This window comes from Brenneria populi, from assembly GCF_036016195.1.
In the GTDB taxonomy this organism is placed as follows: Bacteria; Pseudomonadota; Gammaproteobacteria; order Enterobacterales; family Enterobacteriaceae; genus Brenneria; species Brenneria populi.
In genome coordinates, this window is sequence record NZ_JAYWTM010000007.1 from 112,178 (window position 1) to 133,813 (window position 21,636).

At 54.7% G+C, this 21,636-nt stretch carries 23 protein-coding genes; 22 read left to right on the forward strand and 1 reads right to left on the reverse strand.

Features of this window, described 5'->3' with window-relative positions:
• Nucleotides 1-171: 171 nt before the first annotated feature.
• The 5 genes from rnc to acpS all read left to right on the forward strand — a co-directional run bounded on the left by rnc (nucleotide 172) and on the right by acpS (nucleotide 3,695).
• On the forward strand, nucleotides 172-852 hold the full coding sequence (gene rnc, locus VSX58_RS10460) for a ribonuclease III (RefSeq protein ID WP_319604311.1): 681 nt from the start codon (nucleotides 172-174) through the stop codon (nucleotides 850-852).
• Nucleotides 849-1,754, forward strand: coding sequence for a GTPase Era (era, locus tag VSX58_RS10465; protein ID WP_327613624.1), 906 nt, complete (start codon nucleotides 849-851; stop codon nucleotides 1,752-1,754). Before rnc ends, era begins: the two co-directional genes overlap by 4 nt.
• 11 nt (nucleotides 1,755-1,765) lie before the next feature.
• Nucleotides 1,766-2,503 (forward strand): DNA repair protein RecO, encoded by a 738-nt coding sequence (gene recO, locus VSX58_RS10470; protein WP_327618004.1) that lies wholly within the window; start codon nucleotides 1,766-1,768, stop codon nucleotides 2,501-2,503.
• Nucleotides 2,504-2,583: 80 nt separating this feature from the next.
• A complete protein-coding gene (gene pdxJ, locus VSX58_RS10475) occupies nucleotides 2,584-3,315 on the forward strand; it encodes a pyridoxine 5'-phosphate synthase (RefSeq protein ID WP_327618005.1) in 732 nt (243 codons plus the stop codon).
• Nucleotides 3,315-3,695 carry a holo-ACP synthase gene (gene acpS / locus VSX58_RS10480; RefSeq protein WP_327618006.1) on the forward strand — a complete coding sequence of 127 codons (381 nt, stop codon included), beginning with the start codon at nucleotides 3,315-3,317 and terminating at the stop codon, nucleotides 3,693-3,695. Before pdxJ ends, acpS begins: the two co-directional genes overlap by 1 nt.
• 1 nt (nucleotide 3,696) lies before the next feature.
• On the opposite strand, the gene VSX58_RS10485 is transcribed toward acpS, so the two are convergent.
• Entirely contained in the window at nucleotides 3,697-3,957 is a 261-nt protein-coding gene (locus VSX58_RS10485) for a YfhL family 4Fe-4S dicluster ferredoxin (protein WP_327613620.1), read from the reverse strand.
• Between the two features lie 550 nt (nucleotides 3,958-4,507).
• On the opposite strand from VSX58_RS10485, the gene pdeH reads away from it, so the two are divergent.
• The 17 genes from pdeH to tadA all read left to right on the forward strand — a co-directional run bounded on the left by pdeH (nucleotide 4,508) and on the right by tadA (nucleotide 21,517).
• Nucleotides 4,508-5,299: a cyclic-guanylate-specific phosphodiesterase gene (pdeH, locus tag VSX58_RS10490; RefSeq protein ID WP_327618215.1), complete on the forward strand. Its 792-nt coding sequence runs from the start codon at nucleotides 4,508-4,510 to the stop codon at nucleotides 5,297-5,299.
• Between the two features lie 745 nt (nucleotides 5,300-6,044).
• Nucleotides 6,045-7,562 carry a sensor domain-containing protein gene (locus tag VSX58_RS10495; protein WP_327618007.1) on the forward strand — a complete coding sequence of 506 codons (1,518 nt, stop codon included), beginning with the start codon at nucleotides 6,045-6,047 and terminating at the stop codon, nucleotides 7,560-7,562.
• 533 nt (nucleotides 7,563-8,095) lie between these two features.
• Complete coding sequence (locus tag VSX58_RS10500) at nucleotides 8,096-8,290, forward strand: Flp family type IVb pilin (RefSeq protein WP_327618008.1); 195 nt, start codon at nucleotides 8,096-8,098, stop codon at nucleotides 8,288-8,290.
• Between the two features lie 6 nt (nucleotides 8,291-8,296).
• Nucleotides 8,297-8,818: an A24 family peptidase gene (locus tag VSX58_RS10505; protein ID WP_327618009.1), complete on the forward strand. Its 522-nt coding sequence runs from the start codon at nucleotides 8,297-8,299 to the stop codon at nucleotides 8,816-8,818.
• Between the two features lie 84 nt (nucleotides 8,819-8,902).
• Entirely contained in the window at nucleotides 8,903-9,835 is a 933-nt protein-coding gene (cpaB, locus tag VSX58_RS10510; protein ID WP_327618010.1) for a Flp pilus assembly protein CpaB, read from the forward strand.
• Nucleotides 9,825-11,183, forward strand: coding sequence for a type II and III secretion system protein family protein (locus VSX58_RS10515; protein WP_327618011.1), 1,359 nt, complete (start codon nucleotides 9,825-9,827; stop codon nucleotides 11,181-11,183). Before cpaB ends, VSX58_RS10515 begins: the two co-directional genes overlap by 11 nt.
• 43 nt (nucleotides 11,184-11,226) lie before the next feature.
• Complete coding sequence (locus VSX58_RS10520; RefSeq protein ID WP_327618012.1) at nucleotides 11,227-11,640, forward strand: CpaD family pilus assembly lipoprotein; 414 nt, start codon at nucleotides 11,227-11,229, stop codon at nucleotides 11,638-11,640.
• 13 nt (nucleotides 11,641-11,653) lie between these two features.
• Nucleotides 11,654-12,862 (forward strand): AAA family ATPase, encoded by a 1,209-nt coding sequence (locus tag VSX58_RS10525; protein WP_327618013.1) that lies wholly within the window; start codon nucleotides 11,654-11,656, stop codon nucleotides 12,860-12,862.
• Nucleotides 12,859-14,340, forward strand: coding sequence for a CpaF family protein (locus VSX58_RS10530; RefSeq protein WP_327618014.1), 1,482 nt, complete (start codon nucleotides 12,859-12,861; stop codon nucleotides 14,338-14,340). Before VSX58_RS10525 ends, VSX58_RS10530 begins: the two co-directional genes overlap by 4 nt.
• Nucleotides 14,337-15,320, forward strand: a complete 984-nt coding sequence (locus VSX58_RS10535) for a type II secretion system F family protein (protein ID WP_327618015.1) — start codon at nucleotides 14,337-14,339, stop codon at nucleotides 15,318-15,320. Before VSX58_RS10530 ends, VSX58_RS10535 begins: the two co-directional genes overlap by 4 nt.
• A 1-nt stretch (nucleotide 15,321) precedes the next feature.
• Nucleotides 15,322-16,260, forward strand: a complete 939-nt coding sequence (locus tag VSX58_RS10540; RefSeq protein ID WP_327613610.1) for a type II secretion system F family protein — start codon at nucleotides 15,322-15,324, stop codon at nucleotides 16,258-16,260.
• Nucleotides 16,261-16,285: 25 nt separating this feature from the next.
• Nucleotides 16,286-17,086 (forward strand): tetratricopeptide repeat protein, encoded by an 801-nt coding sequence (locus VSX58_RS10545; protein WP_327618016.1) that lies wholly within the window; start codon nucleotides 16,286-16,288, stop codon nucleotides 17,084-17,086.
• Nucleotides 17,079-17,567, forward strand: a complete 489-nt coding sequence (locus VSX58_RS10550; RefSeq protein WP_327618017.1) for a TadE/TadG family type IV pilus assembly protein — start codon at nucleotides 17,079-17,081, stop codon at nucleotides 17,565-17,567. Before VSX58_RS10545 ends, VSX58_RS10550 begins: the two co-directional genes overlap by 8 nt.
• Nucleotides 17,564-18,223, forward strand: coding sequence for a TadE/TadG family type IV pilus assembly protein (locus VSX58_RS10555; protein WP_327618018.1), 660 nt, complete (start codon nucleotides 17,564-17,566; stop codon nucleotides 18,221-18,223). Before VSX58_RS10550 ends, VSX58_RS10555 begins: the two co-directional genes overlap by 4 nt.
• A 20-nt stretch (nucleotides 18,224-18,243) precedes the next feature.
• On the forward strand, nucleotides 18,244-20,121 hold the full coding sequence (locus tag VSX58_RS10560; RefSeq protein WP_327618019.1) for a TadE/TadG family type IV pilus assembly protein: 1,878 nt from the start codon (nucleotides 18,244-18,246) through the stop codon (nucleotides 20,119-20,121).
• Nucleotides 20,122-20,299: 178 nt separating this feature from the next.
• Nucleotides 20,300-20,938, forward strand: a complete 639-nt coding sequence (yfhb, locus tag VSX58_RS10565; RefSeq protein WP_327618021.1) for a phosphatidylglycerophosphatase C — start codon at nucleotides 20,300-20,302, stop codon at nucleotides 20,936-20,938.
• A 30-nt stretch (nucleotides 20,939-20,968) separates the two neighbouring features.
• Nucleotides 20,969-21,517 carry a tRNA adenosine(34) deaminase TadA gene (tadA, locus tag VSX58_RS10570; RefSeq protein WP_327618022.1) on the forward strand — a complete coding sequence of 183 codons (549 nt, stop codon included), beginning with the start codon at nucleotides 20,969-20,971 and terminating at the stop codon, nucleotides 21,515-21,517.
• Nucleotides 21,518-21,636 lie beyond the last annotated feature (119 nt).

Genomic DNA, 21,636 nt, shown 5'->3' on the forward strand with positions numbered 1-21,636 from the left:
GGCAATAAACACGCAGCATTATTATGCTGTCCGTTGTAGAATATTTCCAGATATGAACGTTGGCTCCCGGTCGGGAGCCTATGCAAACGAAACAGTTTTGGCTGATATTAGCCGGTCAGGGCTGTTCCCTGTGCTGTTGTTTTTGACGCATTGTTGATCTATTGGTAACACATGAATCCCATCCTAATAAACCGTTTACAAAGAAAGCTGGGCTATACTTTTCAGCAGTACGAACTTTTGCTACAAGCTCTGACGCACCGCAGCGCCAGCAGTAAGCACAACGAACGACTTGAATTTCTGGGCGATTCCATTCTGAGTTTTGTCATCGCCAACGCGCTATATCACCGTTTCCCCAAGGTCGACGAAGGGGATATGAGCCGGATGCGGGCTACGCTGGTGCGTGGCAATACGTTGGCGGAGATCGCGCGCGAGTTTGAGTTGGGCGAATGCCTGCGTTTGGGGCCGGGAGAGTTGAAGAGCGGCGGTTTTCGCCGCGATTCCATTCTGGCGGATACGGTAGAAGCGTTGATCGGCGGCATCTTTCTCGACAGCGATATTCAGACCATTGAGCGCCTGATCCTGAACTGGTATCAAAGCCGTCTGGATGAGATTAGTCCTGGCGATAAGCAAAAAGATCCTAAAACGCGTCTGCAGGAGTTTTTGCAGGGGCGTCACTTACCGCTGCCAACCTATCTGGTCGTTCAGGTGCGCGGTGAAGCGCACGATCAGGAGTTTACCATTCACTGTCAGGTGAGCGGTTTTAGTGAATCGGTCGTCGGCACCGGCTCAAGCCGCCGCAAGGCTGAACAGGCTGCGGCAGAACAAGCGTTGAAAAAACTGGAGCTTGAATGAGCGAAGAACAGACATACTGCGGTTTTGTCGCTATTGTCGGCCGCCCTAACGTGGGGAAGTCCACGCTGCTGAATCAGCTGCTGGGGCAGAAAATCTCTATTACGTCGCGCAAACCTCAAACGACGCGGCACCGCATTATGGGGATTCACACGGAAGGGCCCTATCAGGCTATTTATGTGGATACCCCGGGGCTGCATATCGAAGAGAAGCGGGCCATCAATCGCCTGATGAATCGCGCCGCCAGCAGTTCCATCGGCGATGTCGAACTGATTATCTTTGTCGTGGAAGGCACGCACTGGACCGATGACGATGAGATGGTTCTGAACAAGCTGCGCGACCAGAAATGTCCGGTGCTGCTGGCTATCAATAAGGTGGATAACGTAACGGATAAAACCAAGCTGCTGCCGCATATTCAATTTCTCAGTCAGCAGATGAACTTCCTGGACGTGGTGCCGATTTCCGCGGAAAAGGGCACGCATGTCGATGCGGTGGCCGGTATCGTGCGTAAGCATCTGCCGCAGGCCGAACATCATTTCCCGGAAGACTATATTACCGATCGCTCCCAGCGCTTTATGGCTTCGGAAATTATTCGCGAAAAGCTGATGCGCTTTTTAGGCGAGGAACTGCCTTATTCCGTGACGGTGGAGATTGAACGCTTCGTCAGCAATGAGCGCGGTGGTTATGATATCAACGGACTGATTCTCGTCGAGCGCGAAGGTCAGAAGAAAATGGTGATCGGCAACAAGGGCGCCAAGATTAAGACCATCGGTATCGAAGCGCGTCAGGACATGGAGCAGATGTTTGAAGCCAAAGTTCACCTCGAATTATGGGTAAAAGTGAAATCGGGTTGGGCGGACGACGAACGTGCTCTGCGTAGCCTGGGTTACAGTGAAGACTGGTAAGGGTCGCGCCGATGGAGGGCTGGCAGCGCGCATTTGTCTTACATGGGCGACCCTATAGCGAAACCAGTCTGTTACTGGATTTATTCAGTGAAAACGACGGTCGGGTGCGCGTTCTGGCTAAAGGCGCCCGGGCCCGTCGCTCCAGTCTGAAAGGCAGTTTACAGCCGTTCACCCCGCTGTTGGCGCGTTGGAGCGGTCGGGGCGAAGTCAAAACCTTACGCAATGCCGAGCCGGTTTCTCTGGCCCTACCCCTTTCCGGCGTCATGCTCTATAGCGGTTTATACGTAAATGAACTGCTGATCCGCGTTCTTGAGCATGAAACCAACTATTCCGCGCTCTTTTTCGATTATCTCGATTGTTTGCGCCAGCTTGCTTCGCAGCAGGCTTCCCCCGAGCCGGCGCTGCGCCGTTTCGAGCTGGCCTTGCTGGGAAGTCTTGGGTATGGCGTGGATTTTCTGCACTGTGCGGGAAGCGGCGAGCCGGTCGCTGACACCATGACCTACCGCTATCGTGAAGAGAAGGGGTTTATCGCCAGTTTGGTTGTCGATAACAGCAGCTTTACCGGATATGAGCTGCGCGCGCTTGCGTCACGGGAGTTTCCCGATTCGGCGACGTTGCGGGCGGCCAAGCGTTTTACGCGCATTGCGCTAAAGCCCTATCTCGGGGGTAAGCCGCTGAAAAGTCGTGAACTGTTTCGCCAGTTTTTACCCAGGCTGAATTTACCCCAAACGCCCTCTTCTGATAAATAATCCCGCTTCTCCTGTACCCGGAAACCAGAACATCGGTGTAAACTGCCTCATGTTACACACTATTTTATCGAGGATTCACCATGTCAGAGCTGTTGTTGGGCGTTAATATCGATCACATCGCAACCCTTCGCAATGCCCGCGGTACCGCCTATCCCGATCCGGTTCAGGCCGCGTTTTTAGCCGAACAAGCGGGTGCGGACGGGATCACCGTGCACCTGCGCGAAGACCGGCGGCATATTACCGACCGCGACGTCCGTCTCCTGAGACAAACCATTCAAACGCGTATGAATCTGGAAATGGCCGTAACCGAAGAGATGGTGAATATCGCCTGTGAGCTAAAGCCCCATTTTTGTTGTCTGGTGCCGGAAAAGCGTCAGGAAGTGACCACCGAGGGCGGACTGGATGTCGCCGGTCAACAGGAAAAAATGAACCATGCCGTGGCTAAATTGAGTCAGGCGGGGATCCAGGTTTCCCTGTTTATCGATGCGGATAAGCAGCAAATCGACGCGGCTGTTGCGAGCGGCGCGCCTTATATTGAAATTCATACCGGCGCCTATGCCGATGCCGTTGATGAGCAGACCCGTCAATATGAGTTTGAACGTATTCGCGAAGCCGCGGCCTATGCAACGAAAAAAGGGTTGAAAGTGAACGCGGGCCACGGCCTGACATACCATAACGTGCAGCCTATCGCGGCGCTGTCGGAGATGCATGAGCTGAATATCGGCCACTCGATTATCGGGCGGGCGGTGATGAGCGGATTGAGCGGCGCCGTGTCTGAAATGAAAGCGCTGATGCGGGAAGCGCGTCGTTAATGGCGATCCTCGGCCTCGGCACGGATATTGTCGAGATTGCCCGCATCGAATCGGTGGTGAAGCGCTCGGGCGAACGTCTGGCGCGCCGTATCCTGACGGAAAATGAGTGGGGACAATATCAGCGGCACCAGCAGCCGGTCCGCTTTCTTGCCAAGCGTTTCGCCGTAAAAGAGGCCGCGGCGAAGGCTTTGGGAACCGGTATTCGCAATGGGCTGGCCTTTACGCAGTTTGAGGTTTTTAACGATGAGCTGGGTAAACCCTGCCTGCGTTTTTTCGCCAGAGCCTCCGAGTTGGCTGCCCTTATGGGGGTGAAACACGTGCACGTTACGTTAGCTGATGAGCGGCGTTACGCCTGCGCGACGGTTATTATCGAAAGCTAACTTAGAGTTGGTCTGCGTGGTGCATGAGTACATATTTTTCCCACAGTTGCTCAGTCTCTTCCTGATGCTCGGGATCTTTGATGATGGTATTGTCGATCGGGCACACTTTCTGACAGGTCGGCGTGTCGTAATGTCCGACACACTCCGTGCAGCGGGCCGCATCGATTTCGTAAATGTCCATTCCCATTGATATAGCCTGGTTTGGGCATTCCGGTTCACACATATCACAATTGATACACTTATGGGTGATGAGTAACGCCATGATAATCTTCTACCTTACAAACAGGGCGCAGATTATACCCGCTGACAGCCGTTTAAACACGCGCAACCGTTCTTGATGTGCGAAGTTACGGGGTAAAATCGCTCTTTATTTGTTAAATTGGTTCTGAATTTATCCTTTAGACTGAACGAATCAACTGAGGTAACTGTGATTATTTAGTTTTAATTTGTTGATTTAGAAATCAAATTAAGTTAATTATGATGTCGCCCCGGTATTTACGAATGTCGTTTGGGCATGATTTCTGTATCGCCGATAAAGTTTGCGACCGGAGAGTCGATAACGGTATAACCTGCATAAAGTGGTTTTTATACTCTAAATAATGCGAGTTGCGGGGGGATAAAACGTTATCGTTTTGAGCGACGCAAAGCGTCGCCCCTTTACGGTCGAGGCTTGCTCAGGAGTTTCGCAACGCGGCCTTGCTGCGAAAAGTTCGTCGGCAACGACACTGCCAGCCAACGGATAGGGCGAGTAACAAAGCCAACGCATCTGCAATTTGAAGTATGACGGGTATATAACTAACAATGTCAGTCTAATGGCGGAACGCATAGTGCAGCAGGAAGGGAATGTTAATCAGTTTGGGATATTGCTTCCTCATCAGGGGGAGGCTGAGCTATTGGGCTATGATTACTGGAACCAATGCCAGCGGCGGTACACCTTTCAGCCGATTTACCGAACATCAGGTAAACTTATGGCCATTGAGCTATTAACCTCGGTTTCTTCCCTCGCCCCGCCGCAAAATTTCATCTCTCCCGAAAAATACTTTGCCAACATCAATGTCGAAGAGCGTTTGCAGATTATTATAGAACAGCTGCAGCTTTTGTCGCATTGGCACCAGCGTTTTATCCGTGACGATCTGCTGGCATCCGTCAATATTGACGGTATGACGCTGCTTGCTTTGCAAAGTAGTCATGAAGCTAAGCGTCTGATTTCTTCAATGCCCTGGATTCGTTTTGAAATGGTGGAAAATCAGGGGGGGTTGCCAAAAGAGGCGCTAACGAAACTGCCCGAAGTGCAGGCGCTATGGTTGGATGACTTCGGGTGCGGTGTCGCGAACTTTTCATCATTAATGCTGGCGCAATATGACTGCATCAAGGTCGCCCGCGAACTTTTCATCCTGCTACAGCAGAGCGGGGAAGGGCGTGAAGTGTTTCCTGCGCTTATCTCCCTACTTGCCCGTTTTTGTAACTATGTTGTTATCGAAGGGATTGAAACCCAGGAAGAGTGGGCCATTGTTAAAGCTTCTCATGCCGATGCCGCGCAGGGATATTATCTTTCTCGTCCGCAGCCGTTTGATAACTTTGAAACGCTGAAAACGGAATTCTAAATAAAAATCAGATTCACTCCATACTTTATAAGTCGTTAATAATATGGTTGCAATGGCATCTATTCTTATTTGTTTTTTATTCATCTTTGATGATTACATTAATTTGTCTAATGCGTATCAGTTTTGAACGATCGCGCTCGCCGTCAAACCATTATCTTGGCTATCTATATACTCATCATGCCTTACGTTGCATGCCGGTTGGCTTTGCTAATGACGTGATAAAGGATTTTTAACGGCTATCGATGACCATGCTGACGGTGCGCCATAATCCGTCAATCGATTTTTCCATGATTTTAACTATTTGATTTATAAGTATAAAAAAATAAATATTTGTTATCAACGATCGAAAGTTGCTTTATGATAGATTTTGTTGATTAAAACAATGATATTTATTGGTATAATTGATTTGCTTACCTGGGATTGATGGTCAAAATGTATCACCGTACCAGATGTGGAGTATTTAATATTCTATTAGGGAAACTTATAACGCAAGCGTTGCTAATATTAAATTAAGACGCTTTTAGGATTTATCGTCCTATTTGATTTGCACACAGTGATATGCGGGGTTTTTATGTTGATATTTCCATGCTTCTGAATCTTCCAGCTTATTCTTTCATCTTTTCCGCTCTTCGGAAATGTGCCGATTATCCTGTAAAGACACGGGGAAAAGAGCTGTTGCCGGGATTTTTCGTCATCGGTGCCGCGGTCTCTACGATCGGGATCTTTCAGGCCTGAGGAGAGCGTTATGGTATATGAAATTATAATAATTATATTAGCATCGCTGCTGTTGCTTTCTGCTATAAGAAATAGAAAATACAAACAACTATTGAACGCTGAGCAGAAAAAACAAGAACTGTTAAATATGGTGTTTTTCGCAACGGAATATGGCCCGGCTTCTATTGTCATCGCCGATGAAAATTGTAATATCATATACGTAAACCGTCAGTTCGTTGCCATGTCGGGCTATATGCCCGATGAGGTTATCGGGAAGAAAACGAATGTATTAAGATCCGGCATGACTAATGATTCCGTTTACGAGGAGCTCTGGTCTACCGTAAATAAAGGGGAGATTTGGAGCGGTGAATTTGTTAACCGCCGTAAAGATGGACAGCCGTATTGGGAAAAAGCCAAGATTGTAAAAATATATAATAAAACGAATGATGCGACGCAGTACGTCGGCGTTAAGTTCGATATCACGGAGAGAAAAATACAGGAACACCACGATAACTCCTATAATCGGGCATTGGAGCTTCTATCGAGCGGTGCGCCGTTAAAAGATATTTTGGATGCCATTATCTTTAGCGTGGAGGAGAAAAACCCTGGCCGCATCGTCTGCTCGGTCCTGCTGGTTGATAAAGAGAAACAGTGTTTGACCCTGGCTTCGGCGCCCAGCCTGCCCGGTTTTTATAAGAATGCGATTCATAACGTCAAGATTGCCGATGGCATCGCTTCGTTTGGGACTGCCGCTTACCGCGGAAAACGCGTGATAGCCGATGATATCTCCGTTCATCCGGACTGGTCCGTGCATAAAGGCCTGGCGCTATACGCAGGGTTGCGCTCATGCTGGTCTGAGCCTATTTATGGTCAAAATAAAGAAGTACTGGGCGTACTGAGCGTTTATCATCGAAAAGTGTATGTTCCTAATGATGAAGAAATTTTTTCCATTGAGAAGTCGGCTCAATTAATCGCTATCGCCATAGAACGCTACCGCGCCATTGATATGCTGCGGCGCAGTGAAGAACACTATCGCCAGTTGGCGCATTATGACTCCTTAACTTCATTGGCGAATGGCTTAACGTTTGCCGAACAGATGGAACAGGCCATCTTGTTGTCGAAACAAACCGGCAGAAAAATTGCCTTAATGTTTCTCGATCTTAATAAATTTAAACAGATAAATGACTCGTTTGGTCATGCCGTCGGCGATCTATTATTAAAAGAAGCGGCGGCGCGTATGCGCAGCGCCGTCAGGGATTCCGATACGGTATACCGGCGCAGCGGCGATGAATTTATTATTTTATTACAAGGGATTAAAGAAGTAGATAATGCCCTGTACGTTGCCGAAAAGATCCATCATGTCTTAAATGAACCTTTTGAAATCGAAGGCAAGAAAATGGATATTTCCTGCAGCATCGGAATTGCTCTCTACCCTGAGCACGGTACGGACTCTCTGACGTTGGCTATTAACGCCGACTCCGCCATGTATCAGGCGAAGGCGATGGGGTGTAGCCAAACGCAAATTTATCATGATTTAAGCAATCATTAATCATGCAGTAATTGCAATAAATAGTATTGATTTAAAATTAATATGCCTGCCGGATATCGTATGTATTCCTTTCGGTAGCGATGTCCGCTTTCATCATTAGATTTGCCTATCAATATGATTTTAAAAAACGCCTTTCTCAACAGGTGAATTTAGTCATGTGTTTTTTGACTTTAATTATCACCGTGACGCCTATTCAATACTTAACCATTTTTAATGTAACGCCGGGGCGTAAACTGTTGCGTTAATAGCACAAAAGTTGAGCTTTGTCTTGCATATATCTGTGATACCTATCAATTTTTAATAAAAACTTAACTCAAACTGCTTGAGTTGAACGTATAACCTAGATTAAGATTAGTCCTATCTTTTGCGGGTAATATAAGATTGTCTTTTTATTGCTCGCGAGTGGGTCAATATAACAATCAGTATAAATCGATAATCTTACCTGGCGCTCTGTTGCATTATTCGCCGCAGCGGTGTGGGTGGGTTGTGTGCGGGTGTTTGTTTAATTCATATTAACTTTTAAGGAATGAAAAATGATACGTAAACTGTTTAAGGCATTACAGAAGGATGAGCGCGGCGTATCCGCCCTGGAATATGCCATTCTGGCCGGTGTGATTGTGGTGGTGGTGGTTGCAGGGGTAACCGGGTTTAAGGAAAATATTAATACTCTTTTTACTAATGCAGGCAATGCTATCTCCAGTGCGGCAACGGCTTCAACACCTAAATGACGATTAATGCTTTTTTTAAAGCTATTGCTCTCCGCATTATTAATAGCCCTGTTCGGGCTATTAATACGTGCCGATTTAACCCGGCGGCGTCTGCCTAACCGCTGGGTCGGTTATTACGCGCTGCTGTTTCCTCTCTATGCCTGGATTCAGGGATGGAGTTGGGGAGCCTTTGTCGCGCACGCGTTAACGGCCGTTATCGCATTTCTGCTGCTGCTGCTGCCGTTTCTGCGCGGCGGCGCCGGCGGCGGCGATGTCAAATTGGGCACGGCGGTGATGTTGTGGGCGGGGCCGCAGTCGGCCGCGGCCGTACTGATGGCGATCGGTCTGGTCGGCGCGCTGCTGGGCATCGGCGGATGGCTGGCGGATCGGCTGGCGGCGAGACGGCCGCCGGCGGCCGCGCTTGCGGGAAAGCCGCCTCTGTCGCCCGGCTATCTGCTGTCGGCGCGGCGCGGGGTGCCGTATGGCGTCGCGCTGGTGGCCGGAGGGATAACGGCGTTAATCAGCCAGGGCTGGGGCATGCAGCCTTAACCCTCTATCCGTCCGAGCGCGGGGTTCACCAACGACGGGTCGCTTTTTCAGTAATCCGATCGTCAAGCCGGGAGTGGCCTGTTGATGTCTTCAGTCTTGAAATTTGCCTTGATTCTCCTTGCGGCGGCCATGCTGGCCGTGGTCGCGCGTCTGTGGTTCGTTAGCAGCCAGAACGCCGCCGCGCCGGCGGAAAAGCCGGTGCAGGTACGCGTCGCCGGCGCGGAGTTGCCGGCCGGGCTACTGCTGCGCGAGAGCGATTTAGGCTGGAAAGCCTATGCCGCCGACAGCGTGCCGAAAGGGGCGCTGCGCGAAGGCAGCACCGCCGCCAATCTGAACGGGGCGCTGGTGCGCAAGCCGTTGACGTCAGGGGCGTTAATTCTGGCCGACGACGTTATCCGACCGGATACGCCCGGCTTTTTGGCCGCGGCATTAAAGCCGGGGATGCGCGCCGTTTCCATACCGGTGGATGAGGTGTCCGGCAATGCCGGGCTGATTCAGCCCGGGGATTTCGTCGATATTATCCTGACCCAACGGCTGAACCAGCAGGAAAACAACCATAGCGGCAATACGCGGCAGGTGGTGAGTGAAACGGTGGTTGAGCGGGTGCGGGTTATCGCTGTCGGTTCCAGTATCCAGCGCCAAACGGAGGAGGGCGGCAAAGCCAACCGCGCCAGGACCGTTACCGTCGAGGTGGCGCCGCGCGCCGCGGAAGCCGTTACCGTGGCGGCGCAGTTAGGCAGCCTCTCTATGGCGCTGCGCAGTTTCGCGCTGGCGGATCGGGATGCGGGCGCCCAGGATGACGCGCAGGGCGCAACGGCTTCGGTGGTGGCGTGGGACAGCGCGCGCGGCAGTGAGAGCCGTCCGGTATGGGGACGCGATGTTTCCCGCGCGCTGGGCGCCAGAGAGTATGAGACATCAGACTCGGAAGGGAAAATCAGTCCGCCTAAATCACAACGGGTGATCATTATGCGCGGCAGTCAACGTCAGGAACAGGAGTTTGGCTCTTATGCTCGCTAGAATCTCATGGCATATGTTGGCGCTGGCGCTGGCCGGCATGGTATTAAGCCTGTCCGTCAAGGCGCAGCAGACAATGACGCTGGCTGTTGGCGCGGGCGAACTGATTAACGTCTCTGATAATATGGCCTCGGTATTTGTCGCCGATCCCGCCATCGCCGACGTGCAGTCGCCCACCCCGGGGGCGGTGCTGGTGTTGGGCAAGCAGGTCGGCACCACGTCGCTGTACATTCTGGATAATAGCGGTAAGCGTCTGGTGCAGCGTACGGTTGTGGTGCGGCATAACTTGTCCGAGGTGCAGACGACGTTACGTCAGCGTTTCCCGAAGCTGCGTCTGACGCTGACGTCGTCGCCCGGCTCGATTATGGTGGCGGGAGCGGTGCCCAACGCCGAAACGGTCGAAGCCATCGCCCGCACCATTCGTCCCTATCTGGGAGAAAAAGATGAGCTGCTCAACCAATTGACGATCGCCAGTCCGGTCCAGGTGCATCTGCGGGTACGCGTCACCGAAGTGTCGCGTTCGGTTACCCAGCAGTTGGGCGTGAACTGGGAAGTGCTCTCCAGTCCGGGGAACTTTCTGCTGGGGTTGGGCGGACTGCGGGATTTCGCCTCAACCGACGCCTCGACCGGCGTAACGACCTATACCCGGGCGTCGAATAACTATGGCGTCGTCGGCGGATTCAAGTCGGGCAGCACCTCGGTTGAAACCATGATTGACGCGCTGGATAAAGAAGGGCTGATCAGTATTCTGGCCGAGCCTAACCTGACCGCGGTTTCCGGCCAAACCGCCAGTTTCCTGGCGGGCGGGGAGTTTCCCGTGCCGGTCCGACAGGAGTCGGATACCACCACCGTCGAATTCAAACCCTTTGGCGTAGCGCTCGATTTTACCCCCACGGTGCTATCGGACGATCGCATCAGTCTCAAGGTGCGTCCTGAAATCAGCGAGATCGATACCAATAGCAGCATCACCATGGATGGCTTGACCATCCCCGGCATCTCCGTTCGGCGGGTCGAAACCACGGTGGAGCTGGCCAGCGGGCAGAGCTTCGCCATCGGCGGATTATTGCAGAACAACGTCAGCGATGTGCTCTCCAAGGTTCCCGGCCTGGGCTCCATCCCGGTATTGGGCAAACTGTTCTCCTCTTCCGATTATCAAAATAATAAAAGCGAACTGGTGGTTATTGTGACGCCGTATCTGGTGCGCCCGACCTCCGCCAACCAGCTGGCGACGCCGTTGGATAGCCTGAGGGCCAATTCCGATATCGAATATATCGTGAATAAGAAGACCGGCGTTGACCCTTTACAGAACAAGGTTCCCCGTTTGACGGGGGCGGCCGGATTCGTTTATTGAAGGTTCACTGTCGCGGATGTTTGTCCATACCAAAGGGAGCGTGATGATGGTTGTGTTTAGCGGACTGCGTCGGTATCGGGTTTTACTGTTTATCTGCGGGGCGATAGGCGTGTTAACCGGCTGCAGCTCATGGCAGCGGGACGATGACGGCATGCCTGATGTTTCTTCCATTCAACTGCAGCAGCGGGGTAAGGAGTGGGTGGCCGTTCCGCCTGATTGCCGCAGCATGCTGCAGCCTAAGCGCGACTGGCGGGATAACGATCGTTGGCGCATCGCATTCGGGTGCGCGACTTACACCAATCTGGCGGTGAGTCTGGCCCGCCCGCAGGATCTGGCGGCGCCGCAGGCGTATAGCGGTATGCAGGCGGATGCGGCGGCGCTATCGGTAACCCGCTATCGCGAGAATAAAGTCGAACCCCTGCGGGAAACCGAGTCCACGGCGGAAACCAGCGATTGAGGCGGATACGGATATGAGTGTACTGGGTGATAAAGAACGTAGTGAACTGCGCGTCGTGAGCTTTGCGGCTTTTGTTCTGGATACGGATAGTAAAGATGAGCTGACGCGTTTTCTCAAAACCAGTACGGTGACGGACAGCCGGGTGGAGCGCGGCAATATTGACGACGCCATCGCCTGGCTGAAGAAAATGGGGCGCTCTCCCCAGCGGCTATTGGTGGATATTTCCGGATCCAGCGGTCCGCTGGATGAGCTGGATCGGCTTGCCAACGCCTGCGAGCCCTCGGTTCAGGTGTATGTCGTGGGCGATCGTAATGATATCGGGCTCTATCGCAATCTGTTGCAGCGCGGGGTACAGGATTACCTGGTGAAGCCGCTGGGCGCCGAATTATTACGCCGGGTTCTGGAAGAGAGCGATCATAATCCGGTGCGGCAGCGGCGGCTGGGAAAATCGATCGCCGTCGTCGGCACGCGCGGCGGCGTCGGCGCGACCAGCGTAGCGGTGCATTTAGCCAGACAGCTATCCGCCGGCGGGGCTCACCGCCGCGTGGTTTATATCGATCTTGATTTCTATGGCGGCAGCGGCATCAGTATGCTGGGGCTGTCGGGGGGAAACTCGCTGGTGGAGATCATGGGGAATGTCAACCGCCTGGATCTCCAGTATCTGGAGCGTACGCTAAGTACGGCGGATAACCGGCTCTACGCGCTGGGCGCCGAACTGGACTATATGGAGCCTTATGAAGCGGCGGAAGGCGTTTTGGGGGAGTTGCTGACGACGCTGAGCCAGCATTTTCACTATGTGGTTCTGGATATCCCGCAGCGCGGCGGCGCGCTGGCCTCCGAGGCGTTTTTCCACGCCAGTTTGGCCTGTATCGTCGCGGAACAATCGGTCTATTCGGCCAGGACCCTGGTCAGACTGGCGCGCCATATCGAAGCCCATCCGAATCCGGCGACGGTGTATAACGTCGTAAACCAGCCGCAGCCGCTGAATCGCAATAAGGTCAATAGCGGCGACTTCATTAAAGCGGTGGATCTTCCGATCGCGGTACAGATCGGCTATGACGCTCAATCCCTCGCGCTGGCGGAGAATCTGGCCGAGCCGCTGCCGGAACGTAGTGAGTTCGCCCAGGGAATAAAACAGCTTGCCGGTATTCTGACCGGCGAAGCGCAGAGCAAGCCCAAAACGGCATGGTGGTCGTCGCTGAGTCTGAAGAGGTCTTCATGAGTTTCGGCCGTAAACCGGTAGCGCCTGTCGACGCATCGCCGCCGCATGAAGCCATGCCGGCGCAGGATGAGCGGGAATATGGCAAAAAACGCGCGGAGGGCGCCCCTGACGTCGCGCAGCGCCGGCCCGCCGGCCCGCAAACGCACGACGCAGCGCCAGCGGCGCCGAACAAGGAGAGCGCGCCGGCGCCTTATCGCCTATCGAGCGGCGAAGATACGGTCGTGCGCTCCGTCCACTATGCCCGGATACGGCAGGCGGTCTTCGCCACGATAGACGTCTCCAGCGCGCTGCAGCGTACGCGCGATGAGGTCAGGCTTGACGTGGAGACGATAATCGCGGAAACGGTGGTCGCGGAAAATATGGCGATGACGCAAACCGAACAGAAGCTCATGGGGCAGGAGATCCTCAATGATATGTTCGGCGTCGGTCCGATCGAGCCGTTGCTACAGGACGATACGATTTCCGACATTATGGTCAACGGCCCGGATCAGATTTATGTGGAACGTTTCGGCAAGCTGGAGCTCACGCCGCTGAAGTTTCGCGATAACGCGCATGTGGTCAGCGTCGCGCAGCGTATCGCCTCATCGGTGGGGCGGCGGGTGGATGAAAGCAGTCCGATGGTGGATGCGCGTTTGGCGGACGGCAGCCGCGTCAACGTGATTTTGCCGCCGCTGGCGATAGACGGCGCGTCGATCTCGATTCGTAAGTTCTCGCGCAAAAACCTGACGCTGCAGCGGCTGGCGGCGAAAGGCAGCCTATCCCCGGCGATGGCGCGCGTGCTGGAAATCGCCGCCGCCAGCCGGCTTAATATTCTTATTTCCGGCGGTACCGGGTCGGGAAAAACCACGCTGCTCAATGCGCTGTCGCGCTTTATTTCCGTTGCCGAACGCATCATCACCGTTGAGGATGCGGCGGAATTACAGCTGCAGCAGCCGCATGTATTACGGCTGGAAACCCGTCCGGCCAATCTGGAAGGGGGCGGCAAGATAACGCAGGGCGATTTGGTGCGTAACGCCTTGCGTATGCGGCCCGACCGCATCATCCTCGGGGAGACCCGCGGCGCCGAAGCGCTGGATGTGCTGCAGGCGATGAATACCGGGCATGATGGGTCGATGACGACGCTGCACGCCAACAATCCGCGCGACGCCCTGATCCGTCTGGAAAGCATGGTGTTGATGGCGAATGGCAATCTGCCGCTGTATTCCATCCGCCGGCAGATTGCCAGCGCGGTACATATGATTGTGCAGGTCGAGCGTATGCGCGACGGCACGCGGCGCATTACCAGCATTACCGAACTGGCGGGCATGGAGGGCGACGTTATCGTGATGCAGGAACTGTTCCGTTTCAACTATGATGCCGGCGCCTATGACGATGAAGTGAAAGGCACGTACGACAGTAGCGGCATGCGGCCGATTTTCGCCGAGCGCGCCCGCTATTTCGGTATGGAAACCGCACTCCTGGAGGCGATGCATCCATGAGTCCGGCCGATATTGTCACGATCGCGTGTTTCGCCTGCTTTTTGCTGCTCGGGCTGGCGGCAATGATATTGACGGATGTGATGAGCCGCCGGGCCGGCGCCCGTATCCGACAGCGGTTGAAAGAGGTGACCGGCGTATCGCGCCACGTATCGCGCAAGAAAATTCTGCAGGATTTGGAGCGGGCGCAGGCCGAAGCCCGCCGCTATCGGCGGCGCAAGGCGATGGGAACGCTAGGCTACTATTTCAACCGGCTCGATACCGTCGGCGGGCGTCAGGGCGGCAGGGTGCTGGCCGGCGCCGTGCTGGCGACGCTGGCGTTCACCTTTCTTCTGCTTCTCTTTGGCGTTATCCCTATCACATGGTGGAGCGCTCCCGCATCGCTATTGCTGGCGCCGCTGGCGGTCGCCATTTTCCTCTACCGTAAACAGGTGGAACGCTTCCAGGTGCGGTTTCTCAATCAGCTGCCGGATGCGATGGATATGATTACCCGCGCCAGCCAGGCCGGGATACCGGTGGTGCAATCCATCCGCAATGTCGGAGAGCACTTCAACGCGCCGCTCGGGCCGGAGTTTCGCCGCATGGGGGATAGCCTGCTGCTGGGGAACGATATTCAGGATGTGGTAGACGATGCGGTGCTGCGCATTGAGCTGCCCGATTTCGCTTTTTTCGCCGTCTGCCTGTCATTACAGCGGGATACCGGCGGTTCGCTGGTGGAAGCGCTGGATAACTTATCCGGGATTATCCGCTCCCGGCGCGATCTGAGGCTGAAAACCAAAGCCATGACGGCCGAAGGGCGTCTGTCCGGCATGATTCTGACCGCGCTGCCTTTTTTTATCGCCGGCGCGCTGTTTGTGCTCAGTCCTGATTATATCGGCGTGCTGTTTGAGACGCCGACCGGACAAAAGCTGCTGTGGGGGGCCGGGATTATGCTGGCGCTGGGCGTGTTGTCGATTCGTAAAATTGCCGGCATGGAGGTGTGAAATGGTGTGGCTGCATCTGATTTCCCTGCTGTGCGCGGCGATCGGCGCGGCGCTGTATCTGTACGCCCGCACCGGCCGACGGGCCAGACTGGCTGAACGCGTACGCAGCGAGGTAAAGCGTAAAGGCGCCCAGCAGGTGGCGCCAAAGCAGCCGGGGCGCAACCGTCTGGCTCGCCGGCTGTTGCGCGTGCTGCAGCCGATCGGCAAGTTTGCGCCGCTGTTCAGCGTCGCTCAGCGGACGGAAATTGCCGAGAAGCTGGTCTCTGCCGGGTACCGCAGTCCGCAGGCGCTGATGATCGTCGTCGCGCTGGCGCTGCTGTCGATAGTGGCGTTATTGGCGCTGGTGGGGCTATTTGTCTGGCCGTTGCTGGAGGGGCAGCGTATTTACGGCATCGTGCTCTGCCTGCTGGCCGTCTACCTGGGCATGCTGTTGCCGCGCGTGCTGCTGGATAGGATGGTGGTGCGGCGCCAGCGCCGGATTCAGCAAGGTTTGCCGGATGCGCTCGATCTCCTGGTGATCTGCACCAATGCCGGATTAGGGCTAAACAGCGCCATTCATCGCGTCGCGGAAGAGATGGACGCCGTCTGCCCGGCATTGGCGGATGAGTTGCGTTTAACCTCGGGGGAGCTGCAGATCAGTAATGATACGGAAATTGTACTGAAACGTCTGGCGCGCCGCACGGGGTTGGAATCGATGAATACGCTGGTGAACACCCTGCTGCAGTCTCGCCAATACGGCACCTCGATCACCCAGGCGTTGCGCATTCTGGCGCGCACCGAGCGCACCGCCAGAATGATGAGGCTGGAGGAGCGCGCCGCCAAGCTGGCGGTCAAAATCACGCTGCCGATGATGCTGTTTATCCTGCCCACGGTGCTGATCGTGGCGGCGGGGCCGGCGGTATTGGGATTGATATCATTTTTTGCGCAGCAGCAACAATGAAAAATACAACGGAAGGGAAATGCCGATGAACGGTAAATACCGAACGGTAATGGTGCTGGTTTTATTGACGTTGCTGACGGGGTGTTCGATTTTTCACCCCTCCGCGCAGCGGCCCGATAGGCGTGTTCAGAGCCAGTCTGAGCTGGAGTCCGGCGATTTGCGCATCGCTTCCAGCGCATTGCAGAGCGGGGATTTCACTATGGCGATGTCTATTTATAGCCGCCTGGCGCAGAGCAATCCCGATGTCGTCGCCGTGTGGTTGGGATTGGCCGATACCCATTTTCTGCAGGGCGAGTTCGGCGCGGCCAATAATGCCTACGTTAAGGCGCAGCATCTGGAGCCGGAAAATATTAATGCCTGGCTGGGGCCGGCCCGGATCCTGGTGCGGCAGCGCCATCTGTCGGAGGCCGTCGCCCGTTATCAGTCAATCCTCACGCGTTTTCCCAATAATGCCCGGGCGTTGTCCGGATTGGGCGTCAGCTACGATCTGTCCGGCGATCATCGCCTGGCGCAGAGCACCTATCGGCGCGGGTTGCAGATCTATCCCGACGATAGCGCGCTGCGCAGTAATTTAGGGCTGTCGCTGGCGCTTGACGGCAAACCGCGCGACGCGATCAACACGTTACTGGGAGCCAGCGGCATCTCCGGCAAGCTGCCGCAGGAACGGGATAACTTGGCGCTGGCTTACGGCATGCTGGGGCGGGACGACGCGGCGGAAGATATCCTGATGAGCACGCAGTCGCAGGATATGGTGCAGGATAATCTGGCGTTTTATCACTACCTGCGCCAGAACATGGGGCAACCCGGCGTGGGTGGCGATGAGTAGCCTGAGAAAGCGCGGGCGGCGATTACGCCGCAGCCAGCGGGGCGTCACGGCGCTGGAGTACGCGTTGGCGGCGCCGCTGCTGTTTGCGGTGATATTCATCGCCATTGAGGTGGCCTTCATTATGCTGGCGGACGCCCATCTGGATATCGCCGCCAATCGGGTGGCGCGCCTGGGGCGTATTGGCTTCGACACGGAAAAAACGTGCGATACGGCGGTGAGAGAAGTGATGACGCAAACGCTGAGCGGATGGGCGAGCGCGGGAGAGATACGCGTCGATGCGCAGGTCTACACGCCGGGGCAGAGTAATGATTTTTCCGATGTGGATGACGAAAACTATAAACCGGTGTGCGACACCGGAGAGCGAGGCGATATGGTGATCTATCGTCTGGGGTTCGATCGCCCCGGCCTGACCGGGTTTATCTCCTGGCTGGGGCTGAGCAAGGTGCGTTTCGAACGGGTGATTCTGATCCAGAATGAATGATGAGAATAGCCGCGATGACGATTTTTTCCCGCTGTTGGCGACAAGGTATTGCGACATTACGGCGCTTCCGGCGCGACAGCCGCGGCGTGCTGGCGGTTGAGGCCGCGCTGATTATTCCTATCGGCGTGTTCGTGATTATCGCCTCATGGGAGCTGTATCAATATTTCAGGACCGCCTCGGTGGTGGATCGCACGGCGTTTATGGTGGCGAACAGCCTCTCCATGCAGCGTGAACTGCATGACAACGCCGACTGCACGTCGGCGAACTCGGTGTGCACCTATAACACCATCGCCTCCGACCTGATGACGCCGCTCGACTATAGCCGCAACGGGGGCATGGCGATCGGCCTCTATCAGGTCTCCTCTGATGAGAACGGCGCGCCTGTCTGGACCGATGCGCCGAACTGTTGGTCAAGAACGTATAAAGGCAGCGCGAATAGCCACAGTATCGTTTCACAGCTTACGCCATCGACGGATTTCCCGGCTCCCGCCAGTAAGAATACGGTGGACACGGTGATCGCGGTGGAGGTTTTTTATGACTACACCCCGTTTATCATCAGTTCGGCCTTCTGGCAGGCGCTGGGCGGCGAAAAGCGAATTGTCAGCGAGGTGTTCTATCGTCCGCGTTTCAACGCATTGTGCGACGATCTGAAGTAAAGACGGGAGGGAAGGGCGCCATGATAAAGCCAGTGCGGTTTTTACTCACCTTGCAACGGGATCAGCGCGGCGCGGTCGCCCTGACCTATCTGCTCTGCTTTCCGCTGATCCTGCTGGCGCTGCTGGGATCCATCGATTTTATCCGCTACAGCATGGCGCAAAGTAAATTGCAGAATGCGCTGGATACGGCGGTGATTTCCGCCGGGCGCAATTTGGATACCTTTACGCCGGTCGCGGGATCGGAGGATGAGGCTAGCTGGCGCGCCGACGCCATCAGCTACTTTTTCAGCAATATGCCGCGAAATTTTCTTGGCAGTTCCGTTACGGAAGATCGGGTAACCATCACCTACAGCGAAGAAACCGATGATTCAGGCAACGCCACCGGCGGGCAACTGGTCCAGATGTCCGCCGTTGGCACCTTGCCCTTGCTGGTGACGGGAATGATTGAGCGAACATCGTTTAACCTGGCGGCGACCAATGAAGCGGTGCGCCGTACCCGCAATGATTTGGAAATGGTGTTGGCGCTGGATAATACCGGCTCGATGAGTAATGAAAACCGGATCGGCAAGCTGAAAACCGCCGCGACGTCGCTGGTTAATACCGTGCTGGGCGCGGCGGCGCAGAAAGATGGCGGCGACAGTAAATCCTATATCGGCATCGTTCCTTTTGCCGATACGGTATATATCGGTCAGGATAAAAAGCACTGGCTATCGGCAGACGCTCAGGCTCTTCCCTATATTGCCGCTGATAAATATTGGGGCGGCTGCGTGGTGGAGCCGTATGTAAATGGTACCTTTAAGGCTAAACCTGGGAAACCAGGTGATTTTGAACCGCTAATGACGGTTGGAACGTTGAGCGAAGCTAATGGTCTGGTCACGACCGATAAACTGAAAGAAAAATATGCGTCAGACCATGGCATCGATGTAAAACGAATTACGTCATTCAAAATTCTGTCTTCCCCGACTCCCACCATCAGAGGCGATCGAGCGATTCAGATCATGCTTAACGGTAGTGGCGATATGGTGCCGAAGTTCGCCTTTAATCCTGATTGGCTATACACCAGTAATATGAATAACCGCTATGATTTCTGTCTGGCATCCAGAGAGATGACGTTTCTGAGCAATGATGAGAGCAATCTGGCGCAAAAGATTGGAGCGATGGATATTGACGGCGGCACCGTTATTCCATTGGGATTATTGTGGGCGTGGCGTATGCTGGATCCCGCTTGGAAAGGCGATAACGGTTGGGGAGATGCGGAAAAACCGCGCGATCCGGCGCTTGGTTTGCAAAAAGTTATTGTGCTGCTGACCGACGGTAATAATGGCCTGGATCCCAATGAAAGCAAAAGCGCCACCAATGGCGTAGTGATTGACGGCGAACGTAATATTAGCGGCAGCTATACCGTTAAATATAACTATCAGGCGACGGTTTCTGGCAGTCTGCTTACCGGGGCTGATAGCTATACAAGCAGTTTCAGTAATCTGAATGACGACAACGCCGCCTACTTTATTCCCCATTTCTATGTATATGCCGACCGTTCGGATTTTAATTCGTTGCGGGTGGGAAGCGATGAGGAGCGGAATAACAGAAATACCCGGCTAAATCCCTATGGTGCGTTGTTCGCAAGTTCCCAAAATGGCCAGGGAGAGGACTGGCAATATGGCAATCCCACCCTTAACCTACTGACCGCCGAGTTATGCACCAATATACGAGCTAAAGGCATTACCATCTACACGGTGGTGCTGGGCAGCGGCACCAACGCCAGCACGCAAACGCTGATGCAAAACTGCTCCAGCGGCGCCGGCAGCTATTATTTCAACGCCACCAACGTGGATAATTTATCGGCGGCATTCGCCTCTATCGCCGCATCGCTTACCGAACTGCGCCTCAATAAGTAATGCCGGCAGGCGTGTTAACCCCGGTTTCTTTCTCGTCATTCGCGCATGTTTCCGCCTGCGCGCGGCGTTTTATTGGCGCGGCCCATCTTTGCAAGCGCGCGGCAGATGGTGATGGTTTTATTCGGCCAAAAGAGATTACTATGGCGGCAGAACAATATCCGAAAGGAGGAGTGGTGTTTTGAGTAATAAGCCAGACCAGCGCATTGTGTTTTTTGATTTGGACGGCACGCTGCATCAGCAGGATATGTTTGGGGATTTTTTGCGTTTTCTGCTCAAGCGGTTGCCCCTTAACCTCATTCTCGTTCTCCCCTTATTACCGGTTATCGGCTGCGGCCTGTTGGTTCGCGGCCGCGCGGCCCGCTGGCCGATGAGCTGGCTGCTATGGGCCATTACCTTCGGCCGCAGCGAGCAGCATCTGATCGACCTGGAAAAACGCTTTGTCCGCCTGTTTCGCCGCCGGGTTACGCCTTTCCCTCAGGTACAGCAACGGCTGCAGGAGTATTTACAAGATAATCAGGCCCAGGTTTGGCTGGTAACGGGATCGCCGCAGCGTCTGGTTGAGCAGGTCTACTGTGACTCTCCTTTTTTAGCCGGCGTGCGGCTAATGGGAAGTCAGATAACGCGGCGCAAAGGCGGTTGGGTGCTCTCGTTGCGCTGTCTGGGACGGGAAAAAGTCATTCAATTAGAGCAACGCCTGGGCGCGCCGCTAAAACTCTATAGCGGCTATAGCGACAGTAAGCAGGATAACCCGCTGCTCTATTTCTGCGAACACCGCTGGCGCGTAACGCCGAACGGCGGTCTGCAACAGTTGGAATAACTTTTTGCCCCAGGAGAGCCAGTAGCTATAATGCCCGCCGCAAAAGTTACCGATGACATAGCGCAAGAGGAAATTGTGAGCAGCGAACGGGATGATGAATATTGGATGCGCCATGCGTTGACGCTGGCCCGGCGCGCTCAGGATGAAGGAGAGGTGCCGGTCGGCGCGGTGCTGGTGCTGGATAATCAGGCGATAGGCGAAGGCTGGAACCGCCCGATCGGCCATCACGATCCTACTGCCCATGCTGAGATCATGGCGCTGCGTCAGGCGGGAATGGTGCTGCGCAACTACCGTTTATTGGATACCACGCTGTATGTGACGCTGGAGCCGTGCATCATGTGCGCCGGCGCGATGATCCACAGCCGTATCGGCCGGCTGGTTTACGGCGCGTCGGATGAGAAAACCGGAGCGGCGGGGTCGCTGGTGGATATTTTGCGTCATCCCGGGATGAACCATCAGATAACCATTGATTCCGGCGTTCTGGCCGCGGAGTGTTCGTCTATGCTGAGCCATTTTTTCCGCATGCGGCGCGCGCAGCATAAAGCCAGGCGCGCGGCGGAGAAAAAAGAGGCGGATTAGCGGCGTTTAGGCTATCCGTTTGCGGTGACCATCCCGAAGAACGAGTGTGTTAGCTTTTCCCCATTACTATTTTTTCGAGCCATATTCCCGTCTATCCCTTTATCTGCGTTTTCCCGCCC